10 protein-coding genes, 1 tRNA gene and 1 pseudogene are annotated in these 13,488 nt (G+C 70.4%); 1 reads left to right on the top strand and 11 read right to left on the bottom strand.

Features of this window, described 5'->3' with window-relative positions; all coding sequences use genetic code 11:
• Positions 1-19 precede the first annotated feature (19 nt).
• The 4 genes from AB0N14_RS11375 to AB0N14_RS11390 form a co-directional block, all read right to left on the bottom strand.
• Entirely contained in the window at positions 20-577 is a 558-nt protein-coding gene (locus AB0N14_RS11375; protein ID WP_366025429.1) for an HIT domain-containing protein, read from the bottom strand.
• Between the two features lie 73 nt (positions 578-650).
• Positions 651-2,627 (bottom strand): threonine--tRNA ligase, encoded by a 1,977-nt coding sequence (thrS, locus tag AB0N14_RS11380; protein WP_366025430.1) that lies wholly within the window; start codon positions 2,625-2,627, stop codon positions 651-653.
• A 113-nt stretch (positions 2,628-2,740) separates the two neighbouring features.
• Positions 2,741-3,958, bottom strand: a complete 1,218-nt coding sequence (locus tag AB0N14_RS11385) for a hypothetical protein (protein WP_366025431.1) — start codon at positions 3,956-3,958, stop codon at positions 2,741-2,743.
• Complete coding sequence (locus AB0N14_RS11390; RefSeq protein WP_366025432.1) at positions 3,955-4,521, bottom strand: DUF4365 domain-containing protein; 567 nt, start codon at positions 4,519-4,521, stop codon at positions 3,955-3,957. Before AB0N14_RS11390 ends, AB0N14_RS11385 begins: the two co-directional genes overlap by 4 nt.
• 168 nt (positions 4,522-4,689) lie before the next feature.
• Between AB0N14_RS11390 and AB0N14_RS11395 the strand changes: the two genes are divergently transcribed.
• Positions 4,690-5,415: a 3'-5' exonuclease gene (locus AB0N14_RS11395; protein ID WP_366025433.1), complete on the top strand. Its 726-nt coding sequence runs from the start codon at positions 4,690-4,692 to the stop codon at positions 5,413-5,415.
• A 55-nt stretch (positions 5,416-5,470) separates the two neighbouring features.
• On the opposite strand, the gene AB0N14_RS11400 is transcribed toward AB0N14_RS11395, so the two are convergent.
• The 7 genes and pseudogenes from AB0N14_RS11400 to AB0N14_RS11430 form a co-directional block, all read right to left on the bottom strand.
• Complete coding sequence (locus AB0N14_RS11400) at positions 5,471-7,321, bottom strand: DUF2207 domain-containing protein (protein WP_366025434.1); 1,851 nt, start codon at positions 7,319-7,321, stop codon at positions 5,471-5,473.
• 120 nt (positions 7,322-7,441) lie between these two features.
• Positions 7,442-7,513, bottom strand: a tRNA-Val gene (locus tag AB0N14_RS11405).
• Positions 7,514-7,552: 39 nt separating this feature from the next.
• A complete protein-coding gene (locus AB0N14_RS11410; RefSeq protein WP_366025435.1) occupies positions 7,553-7,999 on the bottom strand; it encodes an SRPBCC family protein in 447 nt (148 codons plus the stop codon).
• A gap of 127 nt (positions 8,000-8,126) precedes the next feature.
• Positions 8,127-10,865 carry a Tat pathway signal sequence domain protein gene (locus AB0N14_RS11415; protein ID WP_366025436.1) on the bottom strand — a complete coding sequence of 913 codons (2,739 nt, stop codon included), beginning with the start codon at positions 10,863-10,865 and terminating at the stop codon, positions 8,127-8,129.
• A gap of 147 nt (positions 10,866-11,012) precedes the next feature.
• On the bottom strand, positions 11,013-11,654 hold the full coding sequence (locus AB0N14_RS11420; RefSeq protein WP_366025437.1) for a hypothetical protein: 642 nt from the start codon (positions 11,652-11,654) through the stop codon (positions 11,013-11,015).
• 1 nt (position 11,655) lies between these two features.
• Positions 11,656-12,450, bottom strand: coding sequence for a carbohydrate ABC transporter permease (locus AB0N14_RS11425; protein WP_366025645.1), 795 nt, complete (start codon positions 12,448-12,450; stop codon positions 11,656-11,658).
• An 82-nt stretch (positions 12,451-12,532) separates the two neighbouring features.
• Positions 12,533-13,480, bottom strand: a pseudogene (locus tag AB0N14_RS11430) (sugar ABC transporter permease).
• Positions 13,481-13,488 lie beyond the last annotated feature (8 nt).

A 13,488-nucleotide genomic window follows, 5' to 3' on the forward strand; every position in this document is an offset into this window, starting at 1 on the left:
GAGGCACGACTGCCCGCAGCTAACTGGGCCACGCCTCCGCCAGCATCTTCCGCGTGTCCGCCAGCAGCTGCGGAAGTACCTTCGTGTGGCCGACCACCGGCATGAAGTTCGTGTCGCCGCCCCAGCGCGGCACGATGTGCTGGTGCAGGTGGGCGGCGATGCCCGCGCCGGCGACCGAGCCCTGGTTCATGCCGATGTTGAACCCATGGGCCCCGGAGGCCGTGCGCAGCGCGGTCATCGCCTGCTTGGTCAGCTCGGCGAGCTCCGCGGTCTCCGGCTCCGTGAGGTCGGTGTAGTCGGCGACATGGCGGTAGGGCACGACCATCAGATGGCCGCCGTTGTACGGGTACAGGTTCAGCACCGCGTACACCTGCCCGCCCCGCTTGACGATCAGCCCGTCCTCGTCCGACTTGGCCGGGATGGAGCAGAACGGACAGCCGTCGTCGGCCCCCGGACCGGTCGGCTTGTTCTCGCCCTGGATGTAGGCCATCCGGTGGGGCGTCCACAGGCGCTGGAACGCGTCCTGCGTCCCCACTCCGATCTGCTGCTCCGGCTCACTCGTCATGAGGTGCAGCATATGGCGTCCTCGCCGGAGCAGGGCAAAGGCCCCCGGATCGCCCGGGGGCCTTCGGATGCCTGGCTGGAGGCCGTCAGACCTGCGCCCGCTCCTCGACGACCTGCGCGATCTTCGCGATGGCCTCGTCGAACGGAATGCCGTTCTCCTGGGAGCCGTCCCGGAAGCGGAACGACACCGAGCTGTGGGACATGTCGTCGTCGCCCACGATGACCATGAAGGGCACCTTCTGCTTCTGGGCGTTGCGGATCTTCTTCTGCATCCGGTCGGAGGAGGAGTCGACCTCGACGCGCAGGCCCCTCTTCTTCGCGGCCGCGGCGAACTTCTCCAGGTACTCGACATGGGCGTCGCCGATCGGGATGCCGATCGCCTGGACCGGGGCCAGCCAGGCCGGGAACGCACCCGCGTAGTGCTCCAGGAGCACGGCGAAGAAGCGCTCGATCGAGCCGAACAGCGCGCGGTGGATCATGACGGGGCGCTGCTTGGAACCGTCCGCGGCCGTGTACTCGAGGTCGAAGCGCTCCGGCAGGTTGAAGTCCAGCTGGACGGTCGACATCTGCCAGGTCCGGCCGATGGCGTCCTTGGCCTGGACGGAGATCTTCGGGCCGTAGAAGGCGGCGCCGCCCGGGTCGGGAACCAGAGGCAGGCCCTGCTTCTCGGCGACCTGCCGCAGGGTCTCGGTGGCCTCCTCCCAGGCCTCGTCGGAGCCGACGAACTTCTCCGGGTCCTTGGTGGACAACTCCAGGTAGAAGTCCGTGAGGCCGTAGTCGCGCAGCAGGTTCAGCACGAAAGTAAGCGTCTTGTCGAGTTCCTCGGCCATCTGCTCACGCGTGCAGTAGATGTGCGCGTCGTCCTGGGTGAAGCCGCGGGCTCGGGTGAGGCCGTGCACGACACCCGACTTCTCGTACCGGTACACGGTCCCGAACTCGAACAGGCGCAGCGGCAATTCGCGGTAGGAGCGGCCGCGCGCATCGAAGATCAGGTTGTGCATCGGGCAGTTCATGGGCTTGAGGTAGTAGTCCACGCCCTCGTCGAGCTGCATGGGCGGGTACATGCCGTCGGCGTACCAGTCCAGGTGGCCCGAGGTCTCGAAGAGCTTCCCCTTCGTCGCGTGCGGGGTGTAGACGAACTCGTACCCCTCTTCCTCGTGGCGGCGGCGCGAGTAGTCCTCCATGACGCGCCGGACGATGCCGCCCTTGGGGTGGAAGACGGCGAGGCCGGAGCCGATCTGCTCGGGGATGGAGAACAGGTCCAGTTCGGAGCCGAGCTTGCGGTGGTCACGCTTCTCGGCCTCGGCCAGGAAGTCGAGGTAGGCCCTCAGCTCGTCCTTCGACGGCCAAGCGGTTCCGTAGATGCGCTGGAGCATCGGGTTCTTCTCGCTGCCGCGCCAGTAGGCGGCCGCGTTGCGCATCAGCTTGAACGCCGGGATGTAGCGGGTCGAGGGCAGGTGGGGACCGCGGCAGAGGTCCTTCCAGCACAGCTCGCCGGTCTTGGCGTCCAGGTTGTCGTAGATCGTCAGCTCGCCGGCGCCGACCTCGACGTCCGCTCCGTCCTCGGAGGAGGCAGAACCCTTGAGACCGATCAGTTCGAGCTTGTACGGCTCGTTCGCCAGCTCCTCGCGGGCGGCCTCGTCGCCGACGACACGGCGGGAGAAGCGCTGACCGCGCTTCTGGATCTCCTGCATCTTCTTCTCGATGGCCTTGAGATCCTCGGGCGTGAACGGCTTCTCCACGTCGAAGTCGTAGTAGAAACCGTCCTTGACCGGCGGGCCGATGCCCAGCTTCGCCTCGGGGAAGATCTCCTGCACGGCCTGGGCCATCACGTGCGCGGTGGAGTGGCGCAGGATGTTCAGGCCGTCCTCGGAGGAGATCTCGACGCCCTCGACGGTCTCGCCGTCCTTCACCTCGTAGGCGAGGTCCTTGAGCTCACCGCCCACGCGCGCGGCGATGATCGAGCGCTCGCCGGTGAAGAGGTCGGCGGCCGTAGTGCCCGTCGTCACCACGCGCTCTTCCCGCTCGGAATCGCGTTGGATGATCACACGGACGTCTGACACCGGACTCTCCTGACTGCTGGTGGATGCGGCGCCATACCTGGAGCGCGCGCATGACTGGGATCGTACCGACCCACGGCCGCCCACCGCGAAACGGTTCCGGTGCCCCGGGGGGCTCAGTCCCCGCCGCACGCCTCCTCGAAGAAGTCCAGGTTCTCTTGAAGCGACTTCATCAGCCGGTCCCGCTCGGCCTCGTCGACCTGCACCGGCGCCACGCCGGACGCGGCCGCGAGGCGCCGGAAGCCGCCCCGGCTCTCCAGCCGTCCGTGCACTCTGATCGGCAGTCCGACGAGGTGGGCGTGGCCCGCGATGCGGTACGACTCCTCGTCCAGGGTCATCCGTACGTGCGGCACCTCGGCCCCGGCGAGGACCCGCAGCCGTACGGTGCCCTCGCCACGCGGTCCCGAACGGCGCAGGCGGACGACGGCGCCGGTGATCCGCACCTGTACGGACGGCTCCTCGCGCAGGTAGCGGGCTCCGGCCTCGCGCAGGGCGGGCAGGTCGCCCGGGGAGAACTCGACCGGTTCGGCGGGCGTCGCACCGCCCTCGGGAACGCCGGCGGCGGGCGCCCACGCGACGGCGATCCGGGCGCCTTCGGACCCGCGGACGAGGGCGACCAGCGCCTCGGTCAGCTCATGGCTCACGCCGGCCTCGACGGCGGTGTCGAAGGCTTCCATCCCGCCGCTGGCCCGCTGGTAGTCGATGGCCTCGCGGGCGGCGTACAGCGCCTGGTGCAGGCGTACGGCGAGCGGCCGGCCCGTGGCGACGGGCACGAAGGCGGTGAGCTCGCGGCCACCGGTGGCCGCGCCGATCAGGACGTGCTCGAGCGACGCGGCGGCGGGCCTGCGGTGCCGGGCGCCGTAGTAGCCGGCCCGGGCGCGGGTGGCGAGGGCGGCCGCCAGCAGCATCTGGCGGGCCGCGGTGCGCAGGTGGTCCTCGACGTCCCAGGGAGCGGCACCCACGGGTCCCGTCGGCACATCACGCCACCAGTGGATCTCGTCGCTGGGCACGGTGAGGCCGACCAGCACGTCGCGGGCGGAGGGCGAGCCGCTGCGGGTCAGGGCGACGAGAGCCTCGCCGATCAGGTCGTCGCAGTCGGGGAAGGCGCGGCTCTCCGGCACCAGCAGGCTCGTACCACTGTCGCCGGGGCCGGGTGGGGTCCAGCGGCCGTAGCGCCCGGGGGCACCGCCGCGGCGCTGCCAGCCGTGGCGGTGCAGCAGTGCGCCGAGCACCGCGGGGTCGACCTGGTCGGGGGCGGGCGGCCGGTTCCACAGCGGCTCGGCCGGGTGCGGCCGGACGGTGCGGGACTGCTCGTCGAGGGGACGGTGTGTCACGGTCTGCCTCCCGTTCCGACCCGGGTCATGATCTCGCACAGGGCGCGGTCGTCGAAGATGCGCGAGGTCGGGACGCGCACGGTGGTGCGCTGCCGGCCGGTGATCGGGTGTCCGGCGAGGTTGGTCCAGTAGCAGCAGTGCCGCAGGTCCAGACGGTCGTGACCGGCCCGGAGCCACTGGTCCTGGGTCCGGGGGACGATCATCACGACGAGGATCTTGTGCACGGAGACGGGGGTGCGGGCGAGCTTCCGCAGGTGCTCGTTGTCGAGCGTGAAGGAGAAGAAGCGGCCCGGGGGGTTCGGCGGTATCTGGTACGTGCACTTCAGCTGCACTTTGATGGTGACCTCGTCGTCGACCGTGTGGCCGGGCGCGCTGTGGCTGACGTGCCAGTCGATGCCGTTGTCCGGGAAGGGCTGGGACAGCGAGCAGCCGGCCGCCGCGGCGACCGCGTGCAGATAGCCCACCTGCAGTGTCTCCATGCAGGCGGTGGTCGCGAGTGTGCCGCGATGGGATGCCGTCCGCTCGGGCAGCAGCCCGCCCCGCTCGGGCTGCGCTATCGCCATGACCAACAGCCTTCCCTGCGCAGTGAGTCCCCGCCCGAGCCTCCTGAACTGCAAAGACCCGTACTCCTGTTGTCTCCTGCCGGCGTACGGCGCAAACAGCCCGGGTATCACCAAACGGGCAGAAGACGGTACGTCAGCTGCCATGGGTGAACGAGGAGTTGGGTAGGCATGACGTTCTGGTACGAGGGCCCGCTCGCCGCGTTCGACACGGAGACCACCGGCGTGGACGTCGAGACCGACCGGATCGTGTCGGCCGCCGTCGTCGTCCAGGACGCTCCGGGAACCCGGCCGCGGGTGAGCCGCTGGCTGGTGAACCCGGGGGTGCCGGTGCCCGTGGAGGCGACGGCCGTGCACGGGCTGACGGAGGAGCACCTGCAGCGCAACGGCCGCTGGCCGTCGCCGGTGATGGAGGAGATAGCCCGGGAGCTGGGCGAGCAGGCGATGCGCGGCCGGCCGCTGGTGGTGATGAACGCGCCGTTCGATCTGACGCTGCTGGACCGGGAGTTGCGGCGCCATCGGGCGTCCTCGCTGGAGCGCTGGTTCGCGTCGGCGCCGCTGCACGTGCTCGACCCGCGGGTGCTCGACAAGCACTTGGACCGCTACCGCAAGGGCCGCCGCACGCTCACCGACCTGTGCGCGCACTACGGGGTGGCGCTGGAGGGGGCGCACGACGCGGCGGCGGACGCGCTGGCCGCGATGGAGGTCGTGCGGGCCCTCGGCCGCCGTTTCGCGACCCGACTGGAACGCCTCTCCCCCGCGGAGCTGCACACGCTCCAGGCCAACTGGCATGCGGCGCAGGCGCGCGGGCTTCAGGCGTGGTTCGCGCGCAGCGGCTCGGAGGAGATCGTCAGCACGGAGTGGCCGCTGCGGCCGGAGCTGCCGGCGGCGGCGTAGGGACCACGGGGAAGGCGCCTGCCGGGGACAGGCGCCCGGCGTCACACGGCCGACGTCACCAGGAGCCTCCGCCCCCGCCTCCGCTGCCTCCGCCGACGTCCCCGCCTCCGCCGAATCCCCCGCCTCCTCCGCCACCGCCGCTGCTGCTGGTGGAGGGCGGGGCGGCGCTGGAGGACGAGGAGGCGGTCATCAGGCCGAGGGCGTAACCGGTGACGAACCCCGACGTCGCCGTGGATCGGCGCCGGGGAGCGACCGTCGAGCCGGCGATGGCCTTGTCCCATGCGTACGCCACGTCCAGGGCCACCGCCCACGCGGTGTACAGCTCCAGTCGTCCCTCGTCGAGGGGCTCGTCGCCCTGGTGGGAGGACGGGTCCATGAGGTAGCGCCGGAACGCCTCCACCTGGAGCCAGAGCGCGCTGCCGCGGGGAGTGCGGACGTACAGCTCCCAGGAGCGCAGCCACAACGCCAGGCCGGCGCCCACCGCGATCACGCCTGCCACGAGGACCGGCCAGCCGGCCGCGTTCCGGCCGCCGCCGAGCAGGGCCCCGACGGCCGTCGTGACGAAGCCGAGCAGGGTGGCGGCAATGCCGACCGGGCGTCCGGCGCGGGCCAGGCGAGCGGAGGTCTGGTCCCAGAGGTCGCTGTTCTCGTGCCAGGCCGTCAGCTCGTGGTGGAGGCTCTGCCAGGCCGACCTGAAGCGGGCGTCGGGCAGACCCAGGGTGACCGAGTCGCGCCCCGAGAAGATGCTGCCCAGCACGACCCTGGCGACCGGGTCATAGGGTGCGTCGGCCGGCTCGCGGCGTGTGAGGGTGGGATGCTCCTCGCTCCCCTCGATGGCGATGCGCCCTTCGATCGCAGCGCCGAGCAGCCAGGCCACCTGATGGTGGCTCTCGACGCGTTCGGCCAGCAGGATCCCGCCCTTGGCGGGGGCCAGACCCTCCGGGGGCACGGGGGACGGAGTGAGCGAGGCGGCGCGCCGTTCGAGGGCGCCGCGCCGCGCGTGGCCGGGCGTGCCGTCGGGTGCTTCCTCAGCGATCCGGTCGCGGCCGAGGAGGCGCAGCAGCCAGATCATGGCGGCGGCGCCGACCAGCGTGAGGGCGAACGCGAGCAGGGCCACCCGCCACGGGCTCCCCACGGTCGTGCCGACGGCCTTCCCGGAAGGCGGCGCGGGCAGGGCGGGCGTCGCCCCGGTCAGCTTCCGGCCGCCGGTGGCGTACAGGGTGACGCCCTCGTGTCCCTTGAGCCGGTCGAGGGTGACGTCGAGCCGGCCGGACCCGTCCTTGCGGGCGGTGCAGGGGTCCTGGGAGCCGTTGGTGCCCCGCACGCAGCGTGTGCCGGTGAGTTCGTACGGGGCCACGACGTGGATCTGCACGTTCGAGCGGTCGACCCGCCATCCGGTGCCGACGGCGTCCCAGGCGATCCTGCCCTTCTTCACGACGTCCGTGAGCGTGTACTGGAGGCGGTAGCGGTGCACACCGGTGACGGAGCCGCCCGGGTCGCCCACCTTGATCCGGGTGGCGATCTCCCGCTGGCCGTCCGGCGCCTCGTAGTAGTCGCCGACGTCGAACTCCCACGGAACCCGGTGGCCGTCCATGGTGGCGGCGACCTTGGCGTACTCCTGGTCGTCCATCAGGTCCGGCAGATCGCGGTAGATGCCGTGCCGGGTGGTGTCCGGGTGTCCGAAGTCGTAGTCGATGACCTCGGTGACGCGGATGCTGCCGTCGGCAGCGACCTCGGCGCCCACCCACATCGTGGTGACGCGCTCCACGTTCCCGCCCGTCCGGAAGAGCGCGACGACCCCGCCGAGCAGCAGTGCGACGAAGAAGACCTTGAGCCAGGTGAAGCGCCTGCGTCCCCTCGCCGGGGTCCCGATCGGCTTGGTTCCGTCACCCTTTGCAGCACTCACCGAAATGTTCCCCCTCTCGCCGCGGGCGCCTCCCCAGTCCTCGCGAAGATCGGAAGCCTATCCCGGCCACGGACGAACAAAAAGAGCCGGTCCGCGTCTTGCGGACCGACCCTCTCCCGGTGGGCGATACTGGGTTCGAACCAGTGACCTCTTCGGTGTGAACGAAGCGCTCTCCCACTGAGCTAATCGCCCGGGAACGCACTGAACAATACAGGCCCCTGACGGGTTCCTTCAAACCGCTTCCAGGTAGGCGACGAGTCCGCGCCGACCTGACCGCATCATCAGCCAGTGGTTCGCGCGGAAGACCGGCCGCCCCGGCACGGCGAACCTCCTTATCAGCGGCTTGTTCACGTGAACTGCCTGGTCGTAGCGGGCGAGGGTGCCGGAACCGGCCGCGCTGACCGTCCAGCGTGCCCAGCCGTCGACGTCACCGGACAGCGAGACCTCCAGAATCCCGGCCGCCGGGTCGCGCCGCACCTCACGCACGGTGAAGGTCAGGTCGTACGGCAGCAGGGAGCGGACCCGGACGACGCCGGCCGTGTCGTCGAGCCGGGTCACCGCGCGCACCTGGCGCCACCACTGCGGGTATTCCTCGGGCCGCTCCAGCACCGCGTACACGGCGGCGGGCGGCGCGGGCAGGGTCCACAGGCTGCGGAAGCGGTAATGGCTCGGGTCCATGTGCATAGTCTTCCCGGGTCGGCCCCCGGTATCTGAGTACGTGTGCTCATGCCGTAGGGCGTGACGGGCGCCACACTGACGGGTGCGAGCGCCGCCGCCCGTGCGGCGGCGCTCCCCCGCCGGCCGTCTACGACGGCATCTTGTCCCCGAGCAGTGCCAGGTTCTCGATGGCGGCGAGGCCGTAGAGCGCGGTGTCGTTGGTGGACACCCAGGCCGCCTCGCTGCCCGCGACGAGCGTGGCCGGGCCGCTCAGCGGTTCCGTCTTCCACGGCGAGGACTCGGTGTAGCCGTCGGAGTTGTAGAACTTGCTCCACGCCCGCTTGGCGAGCGTCGCCTCGCCGGTCTGGACGGCGGCGTACGCGTCGAGGCGCGAGTGGCCCTGGAAGAGCAGCAGGCTGCCGAAGTCGGAGCCGTAGCGGGCCTTCTGCTCGCCCTTGGTGGCGTTGAAGTAGCGGCAGTAGTCCAGGTACGCCTCCTTGAACTTCGGCATGTCGACCAGGTGGTTGAGCTCGGCGCACAGCTCGTTGAGGCCGAAGACGGCCGAGAGGTGGGAGACGGACACCACCGGCTTGTCGGCGACGGCGAACTTGCCGGTGTCGAGGTCGTACAGCCCGCTGCCCTGGACGAAGCCGTTGGGCTGGGCGGCGATGCCCTCCATCGTGGAGAGGACGCGGGCCCTGGCCTTCTCCCACTTGGGGCCCTTGCGTTCCCACTCGGTCAGCCAGGCCGACACCAGGCCGCTCCAGTCCGTGCCGAAGCCGATCGACAAGGCGTGCCAGTCGGGGGTGTAGGGGTCGGTTTGTACCTTGCGCTGCGGGTCGAGGACGAGGAACGTCTCGTCGGAGTCGACGTTGGCCCGCATGAGGTCGCCGACCCGCTCGTCGGCGGTGAGGAAGTAGTAGAAGCGCCGGTAGGTGGTGTTGGCGATGCGCTGCTGTTTGGCGCTGTCGGCGAAGTGCTGCACGCCGTGCCGGGTGCCGAGGCCGGCCCACTCGCCGATGTGGTAGACGTCGACCTCGCCGGTGTGCCGGGTCATCGCCTCGGCGAAGCGGAAGATGTCCGCGCGGCCGCTGCGCAGGTAGGCGTACCAGAGCCACAGGTCGGGCGACAGCTCGGAGTTGTCCCAGGCGTAGCCGCCGATGTCGTACCGCCACACGTGCCGGACGGTGTCGTAGGTGTGCATGATGTCGCCGTAGTCCCAGAAGCCGTACCGGCGGCGCTGCTCCACCTGGTCCTTGTAGTAGGTGAAGAGGAAGTCGAGGTGGTCCTCGATCTTCGCCTTGGCCGGTGTGGAGCGGTCGGGCTCGGAGTACAGGCCCGGGCCGAAGACCTTGGCCTTGATGAGCTGCTTGGGCGGGGCGGCGAGCTGCGGCAGCGTACGGACGGCCTTGACCTGGTCGGCGGGCTGGTCGGGGGTCGGCGTTGCGGCGTTCGCCCAGAAGAGGAGTTCGGAGGTGCGGGCGATGCCGAAGGGGGTGCCGAACTCGGGTTCGTAGTCCTCGTAGGTGATGTTGAGGCCCTCGAGCTGCTTGGCGTAGGTGTCCTGGCCCATGCCGTCGTGGTAGAAGCGCAGGTCCATGGGCTGCGCCTCGGGCGACCAGAGCCAGAGGGTGACCTCGGCCTCGTCGGTGTGGGCGTCGCGGATGTCGAGCTGGGCGGGGAACTTCTCCCAGAAGTCCCTCAGGCCGAAGGAGAATCCGCCGCTCGGTCCGCCGACGTAGCCGAAGCCGGAGGCCCGCTTGCCACCGCCGGCACCGATCCAGCCGTAGCCCTTCTTGGTGCGCTTGCGCAGGGCGAAGCCGTCGGCGGAGAGCTGCGAGAGTGTGTAGTCGCCCCAGTGCGGGATGTACTGGAGCCGGGTCGTCACCCGTTGGTCCCACGTCGAGGGGTCGGGCAGCTTCTGTCCGGCGTACTGCGCCGCCTGCACGGCCGCGCCCGGATCGCGGCGCAGCCCGGTGATGCCCTGCACGGCCTCGCGCAGCAGACCGGTGCCCTCCCCGCCGATCCGGATGTGCCGGTCGTAGGCGGCGTCGCGCATCGGCACGGTGAAGCGCACGCCGAGCCCGCGGATGAAGTCGCCGCTCGCCTTCCCGGGCTCCTGAGTGCCGTCATAGGTGATGGTGTGCACCATGCGGAAGGAGTCGGCGCCCGCATAGAAGTAGAGGCGGATCGAGAGCGGCAGCCAACTGCGGTCACCCTTGCGGTGCTTGCCGTCGAGGCGGACGACGGCCCGGACGGGGCCGTCCTGTTCGACGGTGACCTCGGAGACCGCGCCGTCGAAGCGCTCGGTCTTCACCGTCCCCTGGTCCTCGTCGTCGATCTCCGGCTGGCGGATGAGGACCAGCCGGCCGTTCTTCGCGATCTCGGTGGAGCCGCGGGTGACGGACTTGATCAGCGTGGAACCGGACTTGCCGATCCTGGCGGTGATGACGCCGGTCGATATGTCGATGGTGCCGCCGCTCTTGTCGACGGTGACCTTCTTGTCGGGCGCGGCGGGCCCGCCGGCGGTGAGCGTGAGCTTGCCGGAGCCGGAACTCACGGCGTGCGCCGTCCACTTGAGGGAGCCGTCCGGCCAGTACGCGAGCGGCCAGGACTGGACGGGTACGGCCCTGCCGTTCTCGTCGGTCGGGGCGAACGTCTGGTCCTCCTGGTAGGCGCCCTTCGGCCAGGGCACGCCGACGGTGGAGCCGGGCGCGGCGCCGAGACCGCCGTCCTCGAGCCAGTCGAGGGTCACCGGATCGGCGTCGGCCGCCTCGGCCCTGGGCGCCGTCGGCGCATCCCTGGCCCCTAGCGCCCAGCTGAACTGGGCGGCGGCTGCGGCGACGGCGGCGGCCTTGAGGAGGGACCTGCGGGGGATGGGAGACATGAGAGATGCAGCCTTCCTTTCCTGGCGGGTGATGCAGGGGAGGTCAGGGGCATGACAGAGCGAGGTGCGGCGAGGGGCGCCGGCCGGAGGGTGGCGGCTGGCGTCAGCGGCACCGGGGCGCCGACCGGAAGAAGGTGCCGGCCGGCGTCAGCGGCGCCGGTGTCGCTCCTCGACGGCGACGGCGGCCGCCGCCACGGCCCCGAGGGCGGGGACCGCGAGCGGCGCGACGAACCAGGCCGAGCAGAGCACCAGGGCCGCTCCGCCGACGAGGAGGAAGGACCCGGCCGGGTCGAGGACGGTGCGGCGTCCGGCCGCCGCGAGCAGGGCCCGCCAAGAAGCGCCCGGCGTCCAGGCCGCCGCCGCGAGCAGGGCCCGCCAAGAAGCGCCCGGCGTCCAGGCCGCCGCCGCGCGCAGCCCGGCGACGGCGGCGCCGATCAGGGCGAAGACGCCGACCGCGCCGACGAGCGGCCCGCCGGGCAGTCCGGCGCGCACGGCCTGGACGTCCACCCAGACCGCGGCCGCCGCCGCCCAGCCGGCCATTCCGACGATCCAGCCCCGGCGCGCGGCCGCGCCGAAGTCGGCGGCGAACTCCCGCCGGCCGCCGCCCTCGTGGGTCGTGCGCCGGCGCAGATGGCGGGCGCCGGCTGCGAAGGCGGCAGGGTAGGTGACGAGCGGCAGCGAGGCCACGGCGATCCAGACACCGGTGAGCAGACACTCGGCGAAGAGGGCGAACCTCTCGGCGAGCAGCGACTCGCGGCGGGCCTTCGGGCGGGCGTGGTCGGTGGCCATGTCAGCCCTTCAGTCCGGAGGTCGCCATGCCGTCGATGAGGTAGCGCTGGAAGGCGAGGAACAGCAGCACGGGCAGCAGCGCGACCAGGGACATCGCGATCATGCCGCCGTAGTTGGCGGCCACGCCGTCGGAGTCACGGAACATCATCATGCCGAGGGAGACGGTGTACTTGCCGGGGTCGTTGAGGTGGATCAGCGGGCCCATGAAGTCGTTCCAGGCGTTGATGAACGTGAAGATCGCGCTGGTGATGAGGGCCGGACGGCACAGCGGCAGCACGATCGACCAGTAGATCCTCAGGTGCCCGCAGCCGTCGATCCTGGCGGCCTCGTCCAGTTCCTTCGGCAGGCTCCGCATGAACTGCACCATGAGGAAGACGAAGAACGCCTCCGTGGCCAGGTACTTGCCGAGCAGCAGTGGCACATAGGTGTTGATCAGCTGCATCTTCTGGGACATCACGTACTGCGGGACGAGCAGCACGTGGTAGGGCAGCAGAAGCGTGCCGATCATGAGCGAGAACAGCAGGTTGCGGCCCGCGAACCTGATCCGTGCGAAGGCGTACGCGGTCAGCGAGCAGGAGATCAGGATGCCGACGACGGCGCCGACGGCGTACAGGAGGGAGTTCTGGAAGAAGGTCCAGATGGCGATGTCGGCTATGCCTTCGGCCAGGCCCTTGAAGTTGTCGAGGATGGGGTGGACGGGGAACAGCTGCAGGCTGTTGATGATGTCCGTGCTGGGCTTGAACGACGCCCCGATCACCCAGAGGACGGGATAGAGGACGACCGCGAGGACCAGCAGGGCGCCGAGGTGCCAGGCGAACGAACCGGCGCGCCTGCGGCCGGGGCGCCGAGCGGCGTACGGACGGTGGTCGTGGTGGTGCTCATCGGGTGTCCTCCTCGTAGTGCACCCACTTCTTCTGGGACCAGAAGAGGACCGCCGTCACGAGGGCCACGGCGAGCAGCAGCATCCAGGCCATCGCGGAGGCGTGGCCCATCTGGGCGTTCTTGAAACCCCTGTTGGTACAGGTAGCAGGTGTAGACGAGCGTGGCGTCGGCCGGGCCGCAGTAGGTGTTGGAGACGACGTAGGCCGAGGCAAAGATCTGGAACGCGTGGATCGTCTCCAGCAGCACGTTGAAGAAGAGCACCGGGGAGATCATCGGCAGCGTGATGTTCCAGAACCTGCGGAAGGTCCGGCGCCGTCCATCGCCGCCGCCTCGTACAGCTCCCTGGGCACCTGCTTGAGCCCGGCCAGGAAGATGACCATGGGCGCGCCGAACTGCCAGACGGTGAGCGCCACGAGGCAGTACAGGATCCAGTCGGGGTTGCCGACCCAGCCGCCCACATGGATACCGAAGACGGACATCGTGCGGTCCACGATGGCGTCGCCGGAGAAGATCGACCGCCAGACGAAGGCGACCGAGACGCTGGCGCCGAAGAGCGAGGGGGCGGCCCGGTAGAACGCCTGTCCGCGGCGGCTCTGGGCGAGGAGCAGAGCGACACCGAGGGCGAGCAGCAGCTTCAGCGGCGTGCCGATGACGACGTACTTCGCCGTCACCTCCACCGACTTCTGCCACCGGGGGTCGTCGAACATCCTGGTGAAGTTGTCGAGGCCGACCCACTTCGGTGTGTTGAAGAGGTTGTAGTCGGTGAACGCGAAGTACAGCGAGGCGACCATGGGTCCCGCGGTCAGGAGCACGAAGCCGGCGATCCACGGGGACATGAGGAGGTAGCCGGCGAGGTTCTCCCGGCGACCCCGCCGCTTGCGGGCGGCGGGAGCGGCGGAACGGGTCTTCCGGGCGTCGAGAGGCGAGTCCTTGACGAGCGTCACGGGGGTTC

Origin of the sequence: Streptomyces sp. NPDC051104 (assembly GCF_040682835.1) — a bacterium.
GTDB classification, from domain to species: domain Bacteria; phylum Actinomycetota; class Actinomycetes; order Streptomycetales; family Streptomycetaceae; genus Streptomyces; species Streptomyces cynarae.

Bases quoted from the DNA above. Each gene is read 5' to 3' on its own strand.
- AB0N14_RS11375 (WP_366025429.1), bottom strand. From the start codon at position 577: ATGCTGCACCTCATGACGAGTGAGCCGGAGCAGCAGATCGGAGTGGGG.
- AB0N14_RS11390 (WP_366025432.1), bottom strand. From the start codon at position 4,521: ATGGCGATAGCGCAGCCCGAGCGGGGCGGGCTGCTGCCCGAGCGGACG.
- AB0N14_RS11395 (WP_366025433.1), top strand. From the start codon at position 4,690: ATGACGTTCTGGTACGAGGGCCCGCTCGCCGCGTTCGACACGGAGACC.
- AB0N14_RS11410 (WP_366025435.1), bottom strand. From the start codon at position 7,999: ATGGACCCGAGCCATTACCGCTTCCGCAGCCTGTGGACCCTGCCCGCG.
- AB0N14_RS11415 (WP_366025436.1), bottom strand. From the start codon at position 10,865: ATGTCTCCCATCCCCCGCAGGTCCCTCCTCAAGGCCGCCGCCGTCGCC.
- AB0N14_RS11420 (WP_366025437.1), bottom strand. From the start codon at position 11,654: ATGGCCACCGACCACGCCCGCCCGAAGGCCCGCCGCGAGTCGCTGCTC.